Here is a 15,920-nt window from a genome sequence, read left to right as displayed (position 1 = left end):
GTCAGTGCCTCCTTTGCGAATCACTTCGAGCGGCGGCGCGTGACCAAGCGCCAGATGCCGACCAGGCCGTCGGGGAAGAGCAGCAGGACGCCGGCCAGCAGGCCGCCGAGCACGATCTTGTCGGCGTTCCCGCCGAACGAGAACAACTGCTGCTGGGTGGTGAGGATCGCCGCGCCGACCAGCGGACCGAGCAGCAGGCGCCGGCCCGGCAGGATCACCGCAGTCAGCATGAAGAGCAGGAAGAACGGCGAGAGCAGGTCGGGGCTGACGTAGCTGCGCTGGTACGCGTACAGCCAGCCGGCGATCGCGCTGATCGGCGCCGAGAGGACGAAGACCAGTACCCGGGTGCGCCGCACGTCGACGCCCATCGAGGTGGCCAGGTCGCCGTTCATCTGAGCCATCAGCGCGTTGGTGCCGAGCCGCGACCGGCGGAACCGGTCGATGAGCAGGACGACCAGCACGAGCACGGCGAACGCGATCGGCCACAGGTCGGCGTTGGTGCGGGCCACATACTGGCCGCCGAGCGCGGGCAGCTCCAGGACGGGTACGCCGACGATGCCGTCGGAGCCGCCGAGGAAACCGTTGTTGGACACAATCGTCAGGCCGATGACCGCCGCCGCGTACGTGACCAGGGAGAACACGAACTCCCGGTTGCGCATGGTGAGCAGGCCCAGGACCACCGCGAGCACGGTGGCCACGGCCAGCGCCGCGGCCAGGGAGCTGAGCGGTCCCCAGCCGGCCTTCACGGCCAGCGCGGCGGTGGCGTAGGAGCCGGCGGCCCAGAACAGGGTGTGTCCCAGGCTCACCTCGCCGAGGTAGGAGAGGACCACGTCGAGGCCGTACGACATCACCGCGAAGATCGCGACGAACACGAAGGTGGCGAAGATCCGGTCCGAGCCCCCCAGGGCCGACGGCGACAGGTACGCGACGACGACCAGGACGAGCCAGCCAACCGCCTTCATCCAGGCAGGACGGGTACGGGTCCCGGGGGTGGGGGTGTCCGGGCCGGCCTTGCCGACGGCGGGCCGGGCTTGCGTGTGGACGCCGCTCATCGCGCTTTCAACCCCTCCGGCCGGACGACGAGGACGACGAGCAGCACGGCGAACGCGGCGGCCGTGGAGTAGGCCGGCGGGAAGAACGTCCCGAACAGTGCGGTGAAGACGCCCAGGCCGAGGCCCGCGACCAGGCCGCCGATGATGCTGCCGATGCCGCCGAGCACGACCACGAGGAAGGTGATGATGACCTCCTCGAAGCCGATCGAGGTGAGGATCGGGCTGCGCGGCGCGACCACCGCCCCGGCCATCGCCGCGGTGGCCGCGGCGAAGACGAAGACGCCGAGGTAGACCCGGGCGGCGTTCAGGCCGTACAACTGCGCGAGCTTCGGATCTTCGGCGACGGCTCGGACGATGCGCCCGACATTGGTGCGGGTGAGCACCATGTAGACGATCGCGTAGAGCACCAGCGCGACGATCACGATGAGCAGGTCCTGCGCGGTGAACCGGGCGGAGCGGATGCCGAAGTTGCTGCCCTCGAGGGGGCTCGGGATCAGCTGCGGGTTACCGCCGAAGATCATCGACGCGCCACCCTGGATCAGGTAGCCGAACGCCAGCGTGACGAGCATCAGGTTGACGATGTTCTGGTCCAGCGTCAGCCGGGTCATGGCCAGCTGCAGCACCGCGCCGACCGCGGCCACGACGGCGACCGCGACCACCGCGCCCAGCACGTACGGCATGCCTGCCTTGGTGCAGAAGAACCAGGTGAGGAACGCGCCGAGCATGTAGAGCTGCCCGTGCGCGAAGTTGACCAGCCGGGCCGCCCCGAGCAGCACCGTCCAACCGACCGCCAGCAGCGCATAGCCCGCGCCGAGCGCGATGCCGTTCAGGGCCTGGGCGAGGATGTTCATGTCCGCAGCCCGCCCAGGTAGGCCTCGGCGATCCGGTCGTCGGCGCGCATCTCGCCGGCGCTACCCTCGGCCGCCACCTTGCCCTGCTCCAGCAAGTAGATCCGGTCGGCGACCTCCAGCGTGGCCCGCACGTTCTGCTCGACCAGCAGCACGGTCAGGCCCTCGTCGACGAGCTGCCGGATGTGCTGCAGGACCTCGAGGACCAGCCGGGGCGCGAGGCCGACCGACGGTTCGTCGAGGATGAGCAGCCGCGGGGCCGCGCGCAGCGCCCGGCCGATCGCGACCATCTGCCGCTCGCCGCCGCTGAGCGTCGAGCACTTCTTGGTCGCCCGCTCCTTGAGCTGCGGGAAGACGGCGTACACGTCCTCGACCGAGTAGCGGCGGCCGCGGGCGTCCCTGGCCGCCCGGACCAGGCGCAGGTTGTCCTCGACGGTGAGGTTCTCGAAGACACCCTTGCCCTCCGGCACGAGCACGATGCCGGCGGCGACCCGGCGGTGCGGCGCGAGGCCGGCCACGTCGACGCCGTCCAGCGCGACGCTGCCGGTCACCGTGACCTTGCCGCGGGACCAGCCCGCGACCGCGCCGACGAGGGTGGACTTCCCGGCCCCGTTGGCTCCGGCCACCGCAGCCAGCTCACCTTCGCGGACCTGCAGGTCGACCCCGTGCAGGGCCTCGCTGTGGCCGTAGCGGACCCGGAACTCCTGGACGTCGAGGACGGCGTTCATTCGGACCTCCCCAGGTACGCCTCGAGCACCGCCGGGTCGCGCTGGACGTCGTCGGGGGACCCGTACGCGATCAGCTCACCCCGGTCGATGACGGCGACCCGGTCGACCAGCCGCATGACCAGGTCCATGTGGTGCTCGATCAGGACCATGGCCACACCCCGCTTGCGCAGCTCGCCGAGCAGGTCGGAGAGGCTCTGCAGGTCCGCCCCGCCGACCCCGGCGGCCGGCTCGTCCACCAGCAGCACCTCGGCGCCGGACCCGTAGGCCAGCACTAGCGACAGCACGCGCTGCAGGCCGTACGGGACGTCGTCGGGGTAGCGGTCGTGGTACGTGTCGCCGATGCCGAACTCCCGCAGCAGCGCGGCCGCCCGGTCCCGGCAGGCCGCCCGCTCCCGGGCCTGGCGCCACGGCATGCCGATCGTCGCCGCGAGCCGGGTGCCGCCCTCCACCTGGAACGCCGTCATCGCGTTTTGCAGGACGGTCAGCTTTCCGAAGAACGAGTTGTGCTGGAAAGTGCGGCGCAGGCCCCGGCGCGCCAGCGCCTGCGTCGGTACGCCATCCGTGCTCTTGCCGTGCAAGGTGGCCGTGCCCTCGCGGCGGACCACGTTGCTGATCGCCGCGAAGCTGCTGCTCTTGCCGGCGCCGTTGGGTCCGATCACGCCGAGGATCTCGCCGGAGTCCACCCGCCACGACACCTGGTTCAGCGCCCGCAGGCTGCCGTACCGCACCGTCAGCTTGTCGACGACGAGGGCGGTCATTGCCACACCTTGTCCGGGACCGGGATCTCGTCCAGCACCTGGATTTCGCCGTTCTTGACCGTGAAGCCGTACACCTTGGTCTCCATCTGCCCGCGGGCGGTGAACCGCACGTCGCCGAAGACCGTGCCGGTGAAGGTCTGGCCGTGGATGGCGTCCGCGACCTTCTGCCGGTCCAGGCTGTTCGCCTTGGTGACCGCCTTGGCCCAGACGTCGACGCTCTGCGCGCCCAGCGCCCGGTACTTGTCCGGCAGGTCGCCGTTGTGCCGGGCCTGGTACGCCGTCAGGAACGCCTGGTTGCCGGGCAGATCCTTGAAGGCGGGCGCCTCCGGGAAGTAGATGTCCGCTGAGTAGAGCCCGTCAACCGCCTTGCCGCCCGCGAGCTGGACGACCTTTGGCGAGACCGTGCCGAGGCCGGCGAAATGCGGCACCGTGCCGCCCGCCTCCGCGTACTGCTTTGCCAGGGCCGGCATGCCCGACGACTCGGCCGCGTTCGCGGAGAAGACCGCGTCAGCGCCGGAGTTGCGCACGTTGCTCAGCGGCACCCGGAAGTCCGTGTCTGTGTACGCGAACTTCTGCTGCGCTACCACCTGCACGCCCTGCGGCGTGAGTTGCTTCTCCAGGAACGAGCCCGCGTCGTTGCCGTACGCATCGCTCTCCAGCAGAAAGGCCACCTTCTTGGCCTTGAGCGTCTTGGTCAGGAACTGCCCGGCGGTGTACGCACCCACGGCGTTGCCGGCGTTCATCCGGATCGCGTCGGGGTCGGCGCCGCCGAGGATCGAGGCGTTCTGCGGAATGGTTGTGATGTTGAGGATGCCCTGCCGGACCAGCACGGGCTGGATGGCGAGGGTGACCGGGCTGTTCCAGCCGCCCATCACCACCGACACGCCCTGCGAGGCCAGGTCGGTCGCGGCGCTGACGCCGGCGGCCGGAGTGGACTGGTCGTCCTTGGAGACGATCTCGAGCTGGCGCCCGAGGACGCCGCCTGCCTTGTTGATGATCTCGGCCTGGACGGTGATCGCGTCCAGGACATCCTTGCCGTTCGGTCCGGCCGGGCCGCTGAGCGGCACGATGACGCCGATCTTGATGGGTCCGGACGACTGCGGGTCAGAGCCGCCCGACGCCGATCCCCCGTTGTTGGCGCATGCGGCCAACCCCAGTACGAGCGCCGCAGCGCCCGCCAATCTCGCAACCTTCACCGGGGAACCTCCCGTGTCGGGCGACACCGTCGCCGCCATACCGCTGCGTATGTCGAAATGTTTAAGGGCTTGCGCCTCCCGTCGTCAAGGGTTTCAAGAATGTTTCTGCGCAGGGAGAAACCGCGTGCACCGAACTTTCGATCAAGTCTTGACGGCATACCGCTAGGTATGTTGCTCTGTGGGCCACGCCATAGTTACGGAGCTGCCCGTGGGTTCAACACCGGTCACCTACCAAGTGGGGGACGCCGTCGCCGTCGTGACCATCTCCCGGCCCGAAGCACGAAACGCGTTGAGCTCCGATGTCCTGCGCGGGCTCGCCGAGGCGATGGACCGGGCCGAGGCCGATCCGGACGTCCGCGCGATGGTGCTCACCGGCGGCCCGAAGCTCTTCGCCTCCGGTGCCGACGTCCGCGAGCTGCGCGCCACCTCGCCAGCCCAATACCTGCTCTCGGAGCGGCTGGCCTGCTGGAGCCGCTTCGCTCGCTTCCCGAAGCCGGCCGTGGCCGCTGTCGCCGGGTACGTCCTCGGCGGCGGCTGCGAGCTCGCGATGACATGCGACTTCATCGTCGCGGCCGACTCGGCGATGCTCGGCCAGCCCGAGATCAAGCTCGGCATCATCCCGGGCGCGGGCGGCACCCAGCGCTGGGCCCGGGTCTCCGGCCGCTTCCGTGCGGCCGAGCTGGTGCTGACCGGCGGCTTCGTCGACGCCTGGACTGCGCAGCGGATGGGCCTGGTCAACCAGGTCGTGCCCGCGGAGCGGGTGGTCGAGGCCGGCATCGCGGTCGCGCGATCGGTGGCGGCGCAGAGCCCGGTCGCTGCCCGGCTCGGCAAGGCGGCGCTGCGCGCGTCCGAGGAGGTCGGCGTCTCGAGCGGCCTGGACTACGAGCGGTCCCTGCTGCTGACGCTGCTGTCCACCGACGACCACCTGGAAGGCATCGACGCCTTCCTGGAGAAGCGCCCGCCGTCGTTCAAAGGATTGTGAGGAGCCGTGGTGCAGGAGTTGGTCGTCGAGGATCTCGGACCGGCGGTGCTCCGGGCCGCGTTGAAGCAGCAGTCCCGGTCGCCGGGCTCGACGCTGTTCATTCAGGTTGCCGGGGATGCCTGGGACCACCGCGTGACGGACGCCGACCACTCCCACCCGGCGGTCAGCAAGCTGCACGCCCTGGTCCTGGCCGTGCACGCGGCGCCCGGGCCGGTCGTAGTCGAGCTCCAGGGCGCGGTGAGCGGGCTCGGCCTGGCCCTTGCGCTCGCTGCCGACCTACGGGTGGCCGCGCCGACGGCGACGTTCTCGGCCGGCTCCCCGGACGGGGGTGCGCTGCTGTTGGCGGGGGCGAGCCGGCTGCTTGCCGACGCTGTCGGCACGGGCGTGCTGGCGCAGCTCGCCTGGACGGGAGCCGTGCTGAGGGCCGAGGAGGCGCTCGCTCGCGGGCTCGTCGGCGCGGTCTCCGCCGATCCCGAGGCCGCCCGCGCGCTGGCCAAGCAGGTCGCCGCCCTCGCGCCGTCGACCGCCTCGGCGCTGGCCCGGGCGCTGCGCGGGCGCGCGCATCCGGACCTCAGGACGGCGATGGAGTACGAGGCCTGGCTCGCCGGCGTCTAGGGCTCGTGACCGGCGACACGATCATCGGTCGACGGGTCAGACGCAGCCCGACGCGGCGGGCAGACCGCCCCAGACGTCATCAGCGGATGGGTCGCCGCAAGCGTCGACGTCCGCTCGTTGCCCGAGGGGCCAGCTGCGGCCGCGGCCGCACCGGAGCTGCTCGCCGCGGTGCCGCTGGCGATGAAGACCCTGGCTGTTCTCCACGTCGGCACGCCAGCGATCGAACCCCGAGCTGCGGTCCTGCGGGGCTCCAATACTCGGATATGCGCCCTGAACTGCGGACACTCGGCGGCGACCTGTCGAGGCTGGGCGGGTGACGAGACCACTGCCGGGAGCGTGGGGGATCGTGTGGAGTGCCGTTGGAGGAGTGGCTCGTCCTTCGCTGGATCCAGGCCAACTGGAGTTCGTCACGCAAGACGATCATGTACTCCTGGCCAAGGTCCCCTCCGACACTCGTCGGTTCGAATCCGGCCGTCCCGACGCAGGTCAGAGGCCATTCGGGATCTTCCGGATGGCCATTTCTGATCTTGTACGGCAGTGAAGTACAGCAACGGCTCATTGGTCGAGGCTCTCGCAGGGCTTCTCGGGTGGCCTTGGACGAGACTTGGCTGTAGATCTTTATGGTGATCGAGAAGTCGGCGTGTCTCAGGATCGCCATCGCGATCCGCGGATGCACGTCCAGGTCGACCAGCAGGGAACCGCAGGTGCGTCGGGCGTCGTGGACGGTGATCTTAGGGGCGCCGGCGCTGGCGATGCGGCTGTCGTAGGAGCGGTTGAAGTTCCGCGGCTCGACCGGCAGCCCGTAGCGGGTCGTGAAGGCCATGCCGGTGTCGTGCCACGCATCGCGGGCCTTCTCTCTGGCCGCTTCCTGTTGGCGGTAGCGGCGCCGCAGCGCGGTGACGCAGATGGCCGGCAGCGGCAGGGAAGCGTCGGACTCCTCGGTCTTGCTGGTGCTGGCGCTGATGGGCGTCGGACTCTGGTACGCGCTGCTGCGTCCCACCGTGAAGTCCCTGGCCGAGGAGGCTGCCCAGGAGCAGGTCGCCCCGGTGGCCCGGCAGGCCAGCGCCGCCGACACCCGAGCCCAGCAGGCGGACGACAAGGCCCAGCAGGCGGTCGACGCGGTCGCGCCCGGGGCCAGCCCGTCGCCGACCCCCACCGTCCGTCCGGGCGTGCCGGCCATCCCCGACGGTGGGCAGTCGTCCAGCCGGCGGCTGTCGGTCACCGCCGGGGCCGGCGCCATCGGCACCGACCGGTACACCGTGCCGTTCCGTCGGGTCTTTGTGCTGACCGACACTTTCCTGCAGAACCCGTAGGGCGACTTAGGGGCGCCTCGACCTGGTGGTCGACGGCAGGACGGTGCTGACCGTCGCGCTGGCCAACTTCCGTGACCTGGACTACCACATGGTTTCGCCGATCGAGGTTTCCGCCGGCCGGGTGATCAGCCTGCGGACCAACTGCCGACGCGCCGGGACCGCGCTGGACGGCGCCGGTGGCGGAGGCGGCCAGTGCCGCGACTTCGCCTTGCTCAACGGCTACACCCGCAGTGCCGGCCCGGCGGTGTAGTCACGCTCGCCAGGTCGCCCCCACGCGGGGTGGCGGTGACGCTGCGCTTGCCGATAACCTGGTCCGTGCAGCTCAGGCGGCCTGCTTGTATTCGTGCAGGATTCCGCCGTCGGCGGACGTCCAGGCCTCCGATCTCGTCGGGAGCGGCAAACGGCACGGGTAAGGGGCGCAACGGACTCGCGTTGGCGATGCCCTGGTGCGGACGATGTTCGTTGTAGTGCCGTTCGAACTCACGCAGGGCATGCAAAGGTGTTGCTGGTTCCAGATCAAGGTGCGGTCCAGCAGTTCGCGGCGGCAGGTCTGTACCCACCGCTCCATGATCGCGTTCATGCGAGGCATCTGGATGCCGGAGGGTCATTATTCAAAACCCGTGTAGCGGATTCTGAAGATCTCCAGTCCGGTGACGGTGCGTAACACGTCGGGGAAGTGGGTCATGATCCGGTGGTAGTCGGTCTTGAGGATCTTCCAGTTCTTCAGGTGGCTGATGGCGCGTTCAACGGCGGCACGCAGCCGGTTGATCGAGTAGTTGTATGTCCCGCTCCGGGTTCGATGGAGACATCGAACACCCGGAGGATTCACTGTCATGGCGGCACCACGAAAGTACCCGGACGAGTTGCGTGAGCGCGCGACGCGGTTGGCGGTCGAGGCGAGGCGGGATCCGGCGTCGAACAGCGGGGCGATCAGGCGGATCGCGGGGCAGCTCGGTGTGCACCCTGAGGCGTTGCGCACCTGGGTGAAGCAGGCCGAGACCGACGCTGGGGCCCGGGTGGGGACGACGTCGTCGGAGGCGGCCAGGATCGCTGAGCTGGAGCGGGAGAATCGTGAGCTGCGGCGGGCGAACCAGATCCTGAAGTCCGCGGCGTCTTTCTTCGCGGCGGAGCTGGACCGTTCGTCGCGATGAAGGTCGGGTTCGTCGACTCCCAGCGGGAGGAGCACGGTGTCCAGCCGGTCCTGCAGGCGCTGCAAGGCACGCCGGCACAGACCGCACCGTCGACCTACTACGCCGCCAAGACCCGCCCCGCCTCGGCCCGGGCGGTGCGTGACGGCGAGCTGATCGCCAAGATCGAGCAGGTGCACGAGGTGAACTACGGCGTCTACGGCGCCAGGAAGGTGTGGCACGAGCTGAACCGCCACGGCGTGGCCGTGGCCAGGTGCACGGTCGAGCGGCTCATGCGCGAGGCCGGCCTGCGTGGGCTGCTGCGTGACAAGTCCCCGCGGACCACGCGGCCCGCGCCCGAGACGGCACGCCCCGCCGATCTCGTCGAGCGTGACTTCACCGCGACCGGCCCGAACGAGTTGTGGGTCGCGGACCTGACCTACGTGCGCACGAGTGCGGGGTGGGTGTACGCGGCGTTCGTCCTGGACGTGTTCTCCCGCATGGTCGTGGGCTGGCAGGTGGCCACCTCGCTCTACACAGACCTGGCCCTCGATGCGCTGCAGATGGCGATCTGGCGTCGGCAGGCCGAAGGCGCCGACCTGACCGGCTTGATTCACCACTCCGACAGGGGTGTCCAATATCGGGCGATTCGCTGCACCCAGCGGCTTGCCGAGGCCGGCGCGGTCGCGTCGGTCGGCTCGGTTGGCGACTCGTACGACAACGCGATGGCCGAGGCGTTCAACTCGCTGTTCAAGGCCGAACTCGTCCGCAACAAGGGACCCTGGCGCGGGCTGGACGACCTGGAGATCGCGACCGTCGAATACATCGACTGGTACAACGACCGGCGCTTGCACGGCGAACTCGGGCACGTCCCGCCTGCCGAGTACGAAGCCCTACACGCAATGACCCACCCGGTCACCGAGACCCTGGAAACCAGATAATCCAGTCTCCATCAAACCCGGGGCTTGACAGTACCTCTTCTGCTTGTCGGTCAGGTCCTTGCCGGGTGGTTTCTTGTGCCGGGTAGTTGGGCCGGTGCCCTGGTGCAGCGGTTGAAAGTCTGGGGTCTGTTTCGGTGACGGTGGTTCCGGTTCCAGGCTGAGTCCGGTCTGGGCGAGGAAGCCGGGGATCAGGTCGGGTCGGTACTGGATACGCTTGAGTCGGTTGCGGATGATCGCGGCGAGATGGTCCACGCTGTCGACGGCGATGTTGCCCGGGCTGGACTTCATCGTTGACCACAGGTCCTCGACGGCCCAGATCTTTCACGATCTTGGAGTGCCGGTGAGATATCGATGGTTGCCGCTTGGTTCGTGGTGGTTTCGGTGTTCGGGCGTGGTGACGGCCCGGCTGGTGGCCGGGTTCGGCCCTGGTATCCCCTTCGCGGGCCGGGTGGGCGGGGCCTCTCGTCTGGTCGGTGCGGGTGGGATTGCCGTTACGGCGGGGTGACCATGGCGTGGATCTTGTTCCAGGCGAGGATGAGGTCGGTCTGGTGCGGGTGGGTGTCGTCGAGGCGGGTCAGCCGTTTACGGGCGCGGCGCACGAGGCGGGCTGGCGCGTTGAGTAGCACTCGGCGCAGGGTGGCCGGGCTGGCTTAGCGCAGCCCGGACTGTTCGGCCAGCAGCCGCAGCAACGGGGCGCCGACCGCACCGATCAGCCCGGACGCCCCGGTGGTCAGCGTCAGTCCGCGGGCCCAGGCGTTGGCGCGTTGTTCGACGCGTCGCTTACGCCGCAATCGTTTGCCACGCGCAGCCTTCATACGCAACCTGGTCGATGTCGTACGCTTCACCTGGCAGGTGCCGCCCTTCTGGAAGATTCTCGATCTAGGCAATCCAGATCATTCCAGGTAGGACGGCACCTCCTTTACGTCAGAGCCGGCAATCAGCCATCACGCCATCGAGCCCATGAATTCGTGAGGCTGGATGTCGGCGAGCCGTCCGATTCTGCTAACAGAGCGGACGCCCTTTCGCGTCGCCCGACGTGGTCGTCTTACCAGCTCGCCAGACCTCCTTCCGCGCTCCGACACCCGAGGCTCGGATGCGCCGCGTCAGCCCATGTGCTGGTCGTCAGACGTCACGAACGTCCGCAGATGGTCAACCGCCGCAGAGAGCGCGTCCTGCAGGGGGCCGATGTCCCGGGCGACCTGAGCGAGGAGCATGCCGCCTTGATACGCCGCGAGGAACATGTCGGCGAGCCGCGCGGGGTCGGCGGACGCGTCGATGCGGCCGAGTTGCCGCATGCGATCGAGCCCGACGCGGAAGATCTCGCGCCACTGCGCGAACACCTCCGCGAGCCGGTCGTGCACGTCGAGATCGGTCTTGACGATCTCGCTCGCGAGCGAGCCGAGGCTGCAGCCGGCCTCGAACGGACGCCCCGAGAGGACGTAGAAGTCCGTCCAGTCCTGGAACGCCTCGACGGTGTCGAAGCTGGCAAACCGTTCGCTGCGATGGAAGCCGAGGACGCTGTCGGCCTGCCAGTCGATGACCGCCAGGACGAGGCTCTCCTTGGTGGGGAAGTAGTGACTCAGCTGCGATCCACTCACGCCTGCGGCGCGGCGGACGAGCTCGTTGTTGGTTGCGTGGACCCCTTTGCCGTAGATCAACGCCGCCGCGTGCTCCAGTATTCGCTCGCGCGTGGCCTGGCCCTTGGGAGTGAGCTTCTGGGCTGCATCCGCCCCGTTGTTCACCTGCATGTAATCAACGTAACAGAAACTGGGCTTGAGAACCCACTTTCGATGGTGTTCACTCAAGCAAGTGGACGAAATCGTCCAGTAGCGTCACGCGGCGGCCGCGTGCTCCAGTATTCGCTCGCGCGTGGCCTGGCCCTTGGGAGTGAGCTTCTGGGCTGCATCCGCCCCGTTGTTCACCTGCATGTAATCAACGTAACACAAACTGGGCTTGAAAACCCATTTTCGATGGAGTTCACTCAAGCGAGTGGACGAAATCGTCCAGTAACGTCACCCGGAGGTTCATCACCATGTCCCGCCTGACCGCTCCCGCGCGCGCCGACATGGACGCGAAGACGCAGGGCGCCCTCGACGCCATCGCGAAGCAGTTCGGCTTCGCGCCCAGCATGTTCACCACGCTCGCCGCGAACCCGACCGTGCTCGAGATCGTGATGGGCCTGCAGGGCAGCATCGCGAAGCTCCTGGACGCGAAGACGCGCCACACGATCGCCCTCGCGGTCTCTCAGTCGAACGGCTGCCACTACTGCCAGGCACTCCACGGTTTCATCTCGTCGAACCTCGGCGGTATGTCGGCGGAGGAGATTGAGCTCGCCCGCACGGGCACGTCCAGCGACCCGAAGCGCGCCGCCGTCGCGAAGTTCGCGCAGCACGTGATCGAGACGCGTGGCCAGGTCAGCGACGAGGACCTCGCAGCGATCCGCGAGGTCGGGTATATCGACCCGGAGATCCAGGCGATCGTCGCGATCGTGGTCGTCACCCTGCTCACGAACTACCTCAACAACGTCAGCGACGCCGTCGTCGACGTCCCCGGCGCCGACCACCAGTCGGCCTGACTTTCCTCTCCACCCGCCGTTCAAACGAAAAGAAAGCACGATGTTGAATCTCGACAAGCTGATCACGAAGCACCTCACCCGCTACTTCGACCCGAGCAAGAGGATCCCGGAGGAGACGTTCCAGCAGCTGCTGCGTTACCTGCGCACCTCGCCGACGACGATCAACATCCAGCCGAACCGTTTCCACGTGCTGGAGACGCAGGATGGCAAGGACAAGCTCGCGGACGCACTGGTCGGCCGCTTCGCGGACAACGCGGAGAAGGTGCGCAACGCGTCGCACGCCATCGTCTTCACGACGCGCAAGGACATCCCCGACACGCACCTGCAGGAGATCTTCGAGAAGGAGCGCGCCGACGGGCGCTTCGCCGACCCGGAGATCCAGAAGGGATGGGAGGCGGGCGCCTCCAACTTCGTGGAGATCCAGACAAAGAACTATGGCGGGGACGTGCTCCACTGGCTTGAGAAGAACACCTACCTCGTCGTCGGCGCCACGATGATGGCCGCGGCATCCCTCGGGGTGGACGCGACGCCGATGGAGGGCTTCGACCGCACGACCGTGGACGCGGCCTTCGACCTGACCGACACCGACTACACGACCACGCTGCTTCTGGTGCTCGGCTACCCCGACGAGGCTCGGGTCTCCCGCCAGCCGGTCTCGCGGTTCGACGCGGAGAAGATCTTCACGCACATGTGACGGACGGGGCGGACATCGGACCGCGGTGCCGGCCCCGTTCACTTCGACTCGGTTACCCGGCGTCCGCACCTCCTCGACGGACGCCGGGCAATCGACCCCCTAAGGACTTCGAGGAGGTCAAGATGCAGATTGATAAGGCAGTGCAGGATCGAGCCGCGGCCCGCGCCGCCGAGCTTCCCGGCTCCGAGCACACACACCAGTTCACCGGCGACTGGGAGGTATGGAAGGTCGGCGGCAAGGTGTTCATGCTGCAGACGTCCATGCCCGGCGAGCCCGTCGTGATCCTGAAAGCGGATCCATCCGACGCGGAGGCGCTCCGCGCAGCTCACGCGAGCATCTCGCCCGGCTACCACATGAACAAGAAGCACTGGATCACGGTGCGGGCGGGTGCGGACGTCGAGCCCGCGCTTGTCGACAATCTCGTGACCGAGTCGTACCTCCTCGTCGTCGCCGGCCTGCCGAAGCAGAGCCGTCCCGTCAATCCCGCTTCGTTCCGCGTCCCGCCCTCCGCCGACTGATCACGCTGACGCCGACCGCGCCCAGAGCGCTGTTGCCCCTCATCCGAGCAGCGCCCGCACCGGCGCATGACGCCCTTACGTGGCCGGCCGCAACGACGAGGACCTCACCGTCGGCGTCCGAGTCCGGGGGATTGACAGGTTGGCCCGGCGTAGCACTGCGTTCTCGTGGCGGAGGACCAGGATCTCCACGTCCTTGGCCGCACTGGTCTCGGCGAGCAGGGTCAGCCACTCGGCGATGCGGCAGAACACGAGGTAGAGCATGCGTAGGTACACGAGCAACGATCCTGCCCGACAGCAGTGCAGGCCATTGCGCCTGATCAACCACGGTAAGCGGGTTTTGGCACCCGACAGGGTGCTCGGCGTCCAGTGGCACCCCGAAGACCCCGACGCCGACCCTGAGCAACTCGCCACGCTGATGACGGCCTTCACCACGGCAGTCGCCTCCACCGCACAAACCAAGCAGGGACAACCATGAAGAAGCTCAGCGCTGTCGGCGCCGCCGCGGCTCTCGCCCTCGTCCTCGCCGGCTGCTCCGCAGGGAGCGGCTCCGCCGCAGCATCCTCCGACTCTGGCCAGACCAGCATCGGGCAGGAACACTCGGCTGTATAACGGATGCTACGCGTGAGTGCTCAATTCCCCCCTCCGACACGAACCCCCACAGCTCGACTGCCAGTGATGCGATGAGCCGGTGCGTCCTTCGGTGCGCGCGCAATTCCGTAGTGGTGGGAGTGCTGTTCAGGCGTGGGCGGGTTCCGACGACGCCCCCCCGTTTACCCCCCGAAAACCCTGTCCTGGCGTCCACGACCAGTGACAAGAAGAGACCAACGCCCCGCCCTGTCTGTGCAGTTCAAGGACCACTTGCAGCAAGCAATGACAAGCTCGGGGCGGCTGCAGTCGGTAACAAGGGGTCGTCGGTTCGAATCCGGCCGTCCCGACAGCACGTAGAGAGGCCGCTAACCGGAGCGTAAGCCCTGGTGAGCGGCCTCTGTTGGTCCCTGAGCCGAGCGTCGTTGGCGAGCTAGACAGCACGTAGCTGGGGACCATCTGGGGACCGGCGCGCCTCCTGCCGGACTGCCTCCGTGAGATCCCGCCAGGTGCCGGCCGAGGTCTTCATCATCCGGTCGGCCATCGACCGGGCGGATGCTTCGTCCTGGAAGTCGTAGGACACCTCCTGACCTCCGTCACCACCGAGGCGGCCACGGACCCGCCAGAGCTGACCGTCGGAGACCAGCCAGATATCCCGCCGGGCCATGCGACCCCACGCACCGTTCCAGTAGCGACCATGTACCTCCACCCCCAGCACCCTAGTCGTACACACGTTCGACCGGCCGGCTGTCGGCGTGTCGACGGTGGCGGTGCACTCACATAGCCGAATTGAGGGCGTTGGGCGCAGTCTCATCCTGGTCTTCGGCACGGGAACGACTCCCTGAGACCGAACGCTAAGATCGCCGGATGCTGTTCAAGGCGGACCTGGGCAAGTGGGTCGACAACCTGGTCGGCGCGGTGGACAGCCGCGACGACGAGCGGTTCTTCGCGGCCCTGCGGGGCATCGTGGGCGCCACGCCGAAGGCGCGCCCTGACGAGGTCGACGCGGCCCTGGCCAGGTTGACTTCGGTGCTCGCCGAGATCCCGTTCGGGATGGGCGGCGAGCTGGCCCAGATTGCCGGCAGCATGGCGGACTACGGGACCGATGCGGCGGTGGTGGTGCCGACGCTCGTCGGGCGGGCCGCCAACGCGATGGAGCAGGCGGCACGCTTCGCCGAGTTGTACGGTGCGGTGTTCGGGGACCTGCCCAACGCCGATGATGCGGAGCAGATCGGCCCGACGATCGAGCGGTTCGTCGAGACGGCGCCCAACCGGGGGATGGCGCAGTCGGACGCCTATATCCTGGTGCAGGCGTGGTTCTCCGGCGGTCAGTGGGTTCAGCCGGTGCTGTACCTGTCGCAGCGCAAGGACGTGCGGGCCGTGCTGCCCGAGCGACCGCGGCTCACCGCCGCCATCGACGCGATGCGTGAGCACATCGGCACGGCGCATTGGTTGTACGGGCTGCTGCTTGTCCTGGACGACGAACCGCTGGTCGTGCTGCACCGCGCGACCGGACGCGGCTATCGGGTGACGATAAGCGGCGTCGGTGACAACTTTCAGCTGCACACGCTCCTCGCCGCCGCCCTGATCGGCGACGAGTCGCAGGGCCTGGTGCCCGGTCAACGGCCAAGCGCCGCGGAGATCGCGGCGGCCTCTGACGGCGAGGACCTGACACCCGCAGGCGGCATCCGAGGCAACTTCAACCTGGTCGACGCCCACGGCGAATGGATCTGGAACGAGGGCCGTCCCGCGGACATCCCGAAGCTGGAAGGAAAGCGGGTCGTCGTCATCGATCCGCCGCCGTACCCGCGGAGCTGGAACGCCGGCCGGCCATACCCGTTGATGCGCCCGACGGTGACCGTGGATGGCATGCTGCCGGCCGACGAGGCCGCGCATTGGCTCGGTCTGGTCAAACCTTCCCAGCGCGGCTAGGGCCTGTGTCGAAGTCGGTCACAGCCACTCGTTGATCGTGGCGACGTGCACGGTGG

At 68.3% G+C, this 15,920-nt stretch carries 22 protein-coding genes; 10 read left to right on the top strand and 12 right to left on the bottom strand.

What is annotated here, in order from left to right:
- Positions 1 to 20: 20 nt before the first annotated feature.
- From ACFOYX_RS16465 to ACFOYX_RS16445, 5 genes are read right to left on the bottom strand one after another with little or no spacing between them, the layout of a single operon-like run.
- On the bottom strand, positions 21 to 1,052 hold the full coding sequence (locus ACFOYX_RS16465) for a branched-chain amino acid ABC transporter permease (RefSeq protein WP_322443029.1): 1,032 nt from the start codon (positions 1,050 to 1,052) through the stop codon (positions 21 to 23).
- Positions 1,049 to 1,903, bottom strand: coding sequence for a branched-chain amino acid ABC transporter permease (locus ACFOYX_RS16460; RefSeq protein WP_322443028.1), 855 nt, complete (start codon positions 1,901 to 1,903; stop codon positions 1,049 to 1,051). Before ACFOYX_RS16460 ends, ACFOYX_RS16465 begins: the two co-directional genes overlap by 4 nt.
- Entirely contained in the window at positions 1,900 to 2,628 is a 729-nt protein-coding gene (locus tag ACFOYX_RS16455) for an ABC transporter ATP-binding protein (RefSeq protein WP_322443027.1), read from the bottom strand. The genes ACFOYX_RS16460 and ACFOYX_RS16455 overlap by 4 nt, the downstream gene beginning before the upstream one ends.
- The gene (locus ACFOYX_RS16450) at positions 2,625 to 3,386 is read right to left on the bottom strand and encodes an ATP-binding cassette domain-containing protein (protein ID WP_322443026.1); all 762 of its coding nucleotides are present in this window, start codon (positions 3,384 to 3,386) and stop codon (positions 2,625 to 2,627) included. Before ACFOYX_RS16450 ends, ACFOYX_RS16455 begins: the two co-directional genes overlap by 4 nt.
- Entirely contained in the window at positions 3,383 to 4,621 is a 1,239-nt protein-coding gene (locus tag ACFOYX_RS16445; RefSeq protein ID WP_322475122.1) for an ABC transporter substrate-binding protein, read from the bottom strand. The genes ACFOYX_RS16450 and ACFOYX_RS16445 overlap by 4 nt, the downstream gene beginning before the upstream one ends.
- A gap of 169 nt (positions 4,622 to 4,790) precedes the next feature.
- Here ACFOYX_RS16445 and ACFOYX_RS16440 point away from each other — a divergent pair, with 169 nt between their 5' ends.
- The 4 genes from ACFOYX_RS16440 to ACFOYX_RS16425 all read left to right on the top strand — a co-directional run bounded on the left by ACFOYX_RS16440 (position 4,791) and on the right by ACFOYX_RS16425 (position 7,742).
- Positions 4,791 to 5,564 carry an enoyl-CoA hydratase-related protein gene (locus ACFOYX_RS16440; RefSeq protein WP_322443024.1) on the top strand — a complete coding sequence of 258 codons (774 nt, stop codon included), beginning with the start codon at positions 4,791 to 4,793 and terminating at the stop codon, positions 5,562 to 5,564.
- A 9-nt stretch (positions 5,565 to 5,573) separates the two neighbouring features.
- On the top strand, positions 5,574 to 6,179 hold the full coding sequence (locus tag ACFOYX_RS16435) for an enoyl-CoA hydratase-related protein (protein WP_322443023.1): 606 nt from the start codon (positions 5,574 to 5,576) through the stop codon (positions 6,177 to 6,179).
- 905 nt (positions 6,180 to 7,084) lie between these two features.
- Entirely contained in the window at positions 7,085 to 7,492 is a 408-nt protein-coding gene (locus ACFOYX_RS16430) for a hypothetical protein (RefSeq protein WP_322443049.1), read from the top strand.
- A gap of 25 nt (positions 7,493 to 7,517) precedes the next feature.
- Positions 7,518 to 7,742 carry a hypothetical protein gene (locus ACFOYX_RS16425; protein WP_322443022.1) on the top strand — a complete coding sequence of 75 codons (225 nt, stop codon included), beginning with the start codon at positions 7,518 to 7,520 and terminating at the stop codon, positions 7,740 to 7,742.
- Between the two features lie 357 nt (positions 7,743 to 8,099).
- On the opposite strand, the gene ACFOYX_RS16420 is transcribed toward ACFOYX_RS16425, so the two are convergent.
- Positions 8,100 to 8,327: a hypothetical protein gene (locus tag ACFOYX_RS16420; RefSeq protein WP_322443021.1), complete on the bottom strand. Its 228-nt coding sequence runs from the start codon at positions 8,325 to 8,327 to the stop codon at positions 8,100 to 8,102.
- Here ACFOYX_RS16420 and ACFOYX_RS16415 point away from each other — a divergent pair.
- Positions 8,326 to 9,560, top strand: a protein-coding gene (locus ACFOYX_RS16415) for an IS3 family transposase (protein ID WP_322443020.1) whose coding sequence is annotated in 2 segments (ribosomal slippage) — positions 8,326 to 8,605 and positions 8,605 to 9,560 — 1,236 coding nt in all. Because the reading frame shifts where the segments join, the coding sequence is not laid out codon by codon here. The two genes, ACFOYX_RS16420 and ACFOYX_RS16415, sit on opposite strands and share 2 nt — an antisense overlap.
- On the opposite strand, the gene ACFOYX_RS16410 is transcribed toward ACFOYX_RS16415, so the two are convergent.
- The 4 genes from ACFOYX_RS16410 to ACFOYX_RS16395 all read right to left on the bottom strand — a co-directional run bounded on the left by ACFOYX_RS16410 (position 9,513) and on the right by ACFOYX_RS16395 (position 11,308).
- The gene (locus ACFOYX_RS16410) at positions 9,513 to 9,848 is read right to left on the bottom strand and encodes a hypothetical protein (RefSeq protein ID WP_322443019.1); all 336 of its coding nucleotides are present in this window, start codon (positions 9,846 to 9,848) and stop codon (positions 9,513 to 9,515) included. The two genes, ACFOYX_RS16415 and ACFOYX_RS16410, sit on opposite strands and share 48 nt — an antisense overlap.
- Before the next feature lie 203 nt (positions 9,849 to 10,051).
- Complete coding sequence (locus ACFOYX_RS16405; protein ID WP_255541042.1) at positions 10,052 to 10,186, bottom strand: hypothetical protein; 135 nt, start codon at positions 10,184 to 10,186, stop codon at positions 10,052 to 10,054.
- Positions 10,187 to 10,210: 24 nt separating this feature from the next.
- Positions 10,211 to 10,375 carry a hypothetical protein gene (locus tag ACFOYX_RS16400; RefSeq protein ID WP_322443018.1) on the bottom strand — a complete coding sequence of 55 codons (165 nt, stop codon included), beginning with the start codon at positions 10,373 to 10,375 and terminating at the stop codon, positions 10,211 to 10,213.
- Between the two features lie 288 nt (positions 10,376 to 10,663).
- Positions 10,664 to 11,308: a TetR/AcrR family transcriptional regulator gene (locus tag ACFOYX_RS16395; protein WP_210779044.1), complete on the bottom strand. Its 645-nt coding sequence runs from the start codon at positions 11,306 to 11,308 to the stop codon at positions 10,664 to 10,666.
- A 284-nt stretch (positions 11,309 to 11,592) separates the two neighbouring features.
- On the opposite strand from ACFOYX_RS16395, the gene ACFOYX_RS16390 reads away from it, so the two are divergent.
- The 3 genes from ACFOYX_RS16390 to ACFOYX_RS16380 all read left to right on the top strand — a co-directional run bounded on the left by ACFOYX_RS16390 (position 11,593) and on the right by ACFOYX_RS16380 (position 13,347).
- Positions 11,593 to 12,135 carry a carboxymuconolactone decarboxylase family protein gene (locus tag ACFOYX_RS16390; protein ID WP_322443017.1) on the top strand — a complete coding sequence of 181 codons (543 nt, stop codon included), beginning with the start codon at positions 11,593 to 11,595 and terminating at the stop codon, positions 12,133 to 12,135.
- 40 nt (positions 12,136 to 12,175) lie between these two features.
- A complete protein-coding gene (locus ACFOYX_RS16385; protein ID WP_236647967.1) occupies positions 12,176 to 12,829 on the top strand; it encodes a nitroreductase family protein in 654 nt (217 codons plus the stop codon).
- A gap of 122 nt (positions 12,830 to 12,951) precedes the next feature.
- On the top strand, positions 12,952 to 13,347 hold the full coding sequence (locus tag ACFOYX_RS16380; protein ID WP_109802463.1) for an MmcQ/YjbR family DNA-binding protein: 396 nt from the start codon (positions 12,952 to 12,954) through the stop codon (positions 13,345 to 13,347).
- A 75-nt stretch (positions 13,348 to 13,422) separates the two neighbouring features.
- On the opposite strand, the gene ACFOYX_RS16375 is transcribed toward ACFOYX_RS16380, so the two are convergent.
- The gene (locus tag ACFOYX_RS16375) at positions 13,423 to 13,620 is read right to left on the bottom strand and encodes a hypothetical protein (RefSeq protein ID WP_322443016.1); all 198 of its coding nucleotides are present in this window, start codon (positions 13,618 to 13,620) and stop codon (positions 13,423 to 13,425) included.
- Positions 13,621 to 13,654: 34 nt separating this feature from the next.
- On the opposite strand from ACFOYX_RS16375, the gene ACFOYX_RS16370 reads away from it, so the two are divergent.
- Positions 13,655 to 13,822 (top strand): hypothetical protein, encoded by a 168-nt coding sequence (locus tag ACFOYX_RS16370; RefSeq protein ID WP_322443015.1) that lies wholly within the window; start codon positions 13,655 to 13,657, stop codon positions 13,820 to 13,822.
- A 543-nt stretch (positions 13,823 to 14,365) separates the two neighbouring features.
- Here ACFOYX_RS16370 and ACFOYX_RS16365 read toward each other — a convergent pair.
- Positions 14,366 to 14,641: a hypothetical protein gene (locus ACFOYX_RS16365; RefSeq protein WP_322443014.1), complete on the bottom strand. Its 276-nt coding sequence runs from the start codon at positions 14,639 to 14,641 to the stop codon at positions 14,366 to 14,368.
- A gap of 158 nt (positions 14,642 to 14,799) precedes the next feature.
- Between ACFOYX_RS16365 and ACFOYX_RS16360 the strand changes: the two genes are divergently transcribed.
- The gene (locus ACFOYX_RS16360) at positions 14,800 to 15,864 is read left to right on the top strand and encodes a hypothetical protein (RefSeq protein ID WP_322443013.1); all 1,065 of its coding nucleotides are present in this window, start codon (positions 14,800 to 14,802) and stop codon (positions 15,862 to 15,864) included.
- The last annotated feature ends 56 nt before the right edge of the window (positions 15,865 to 15,920 follow it).

The sequence above is a fragment of the Micromonospora sp. GCM10011541 genome, assembly GCF_042650725.1.
Lineage (GTDB): Bacteria > Actinomycetota > Actinomycetes > Mycobacteriales > Micromonosporaceae > Micromonospora > Micromonospora sicca.
Note: the sequence above shows the minus strand (reverse complement) of the source record. Positions and strands in the feature narration are given on the sequence as shown.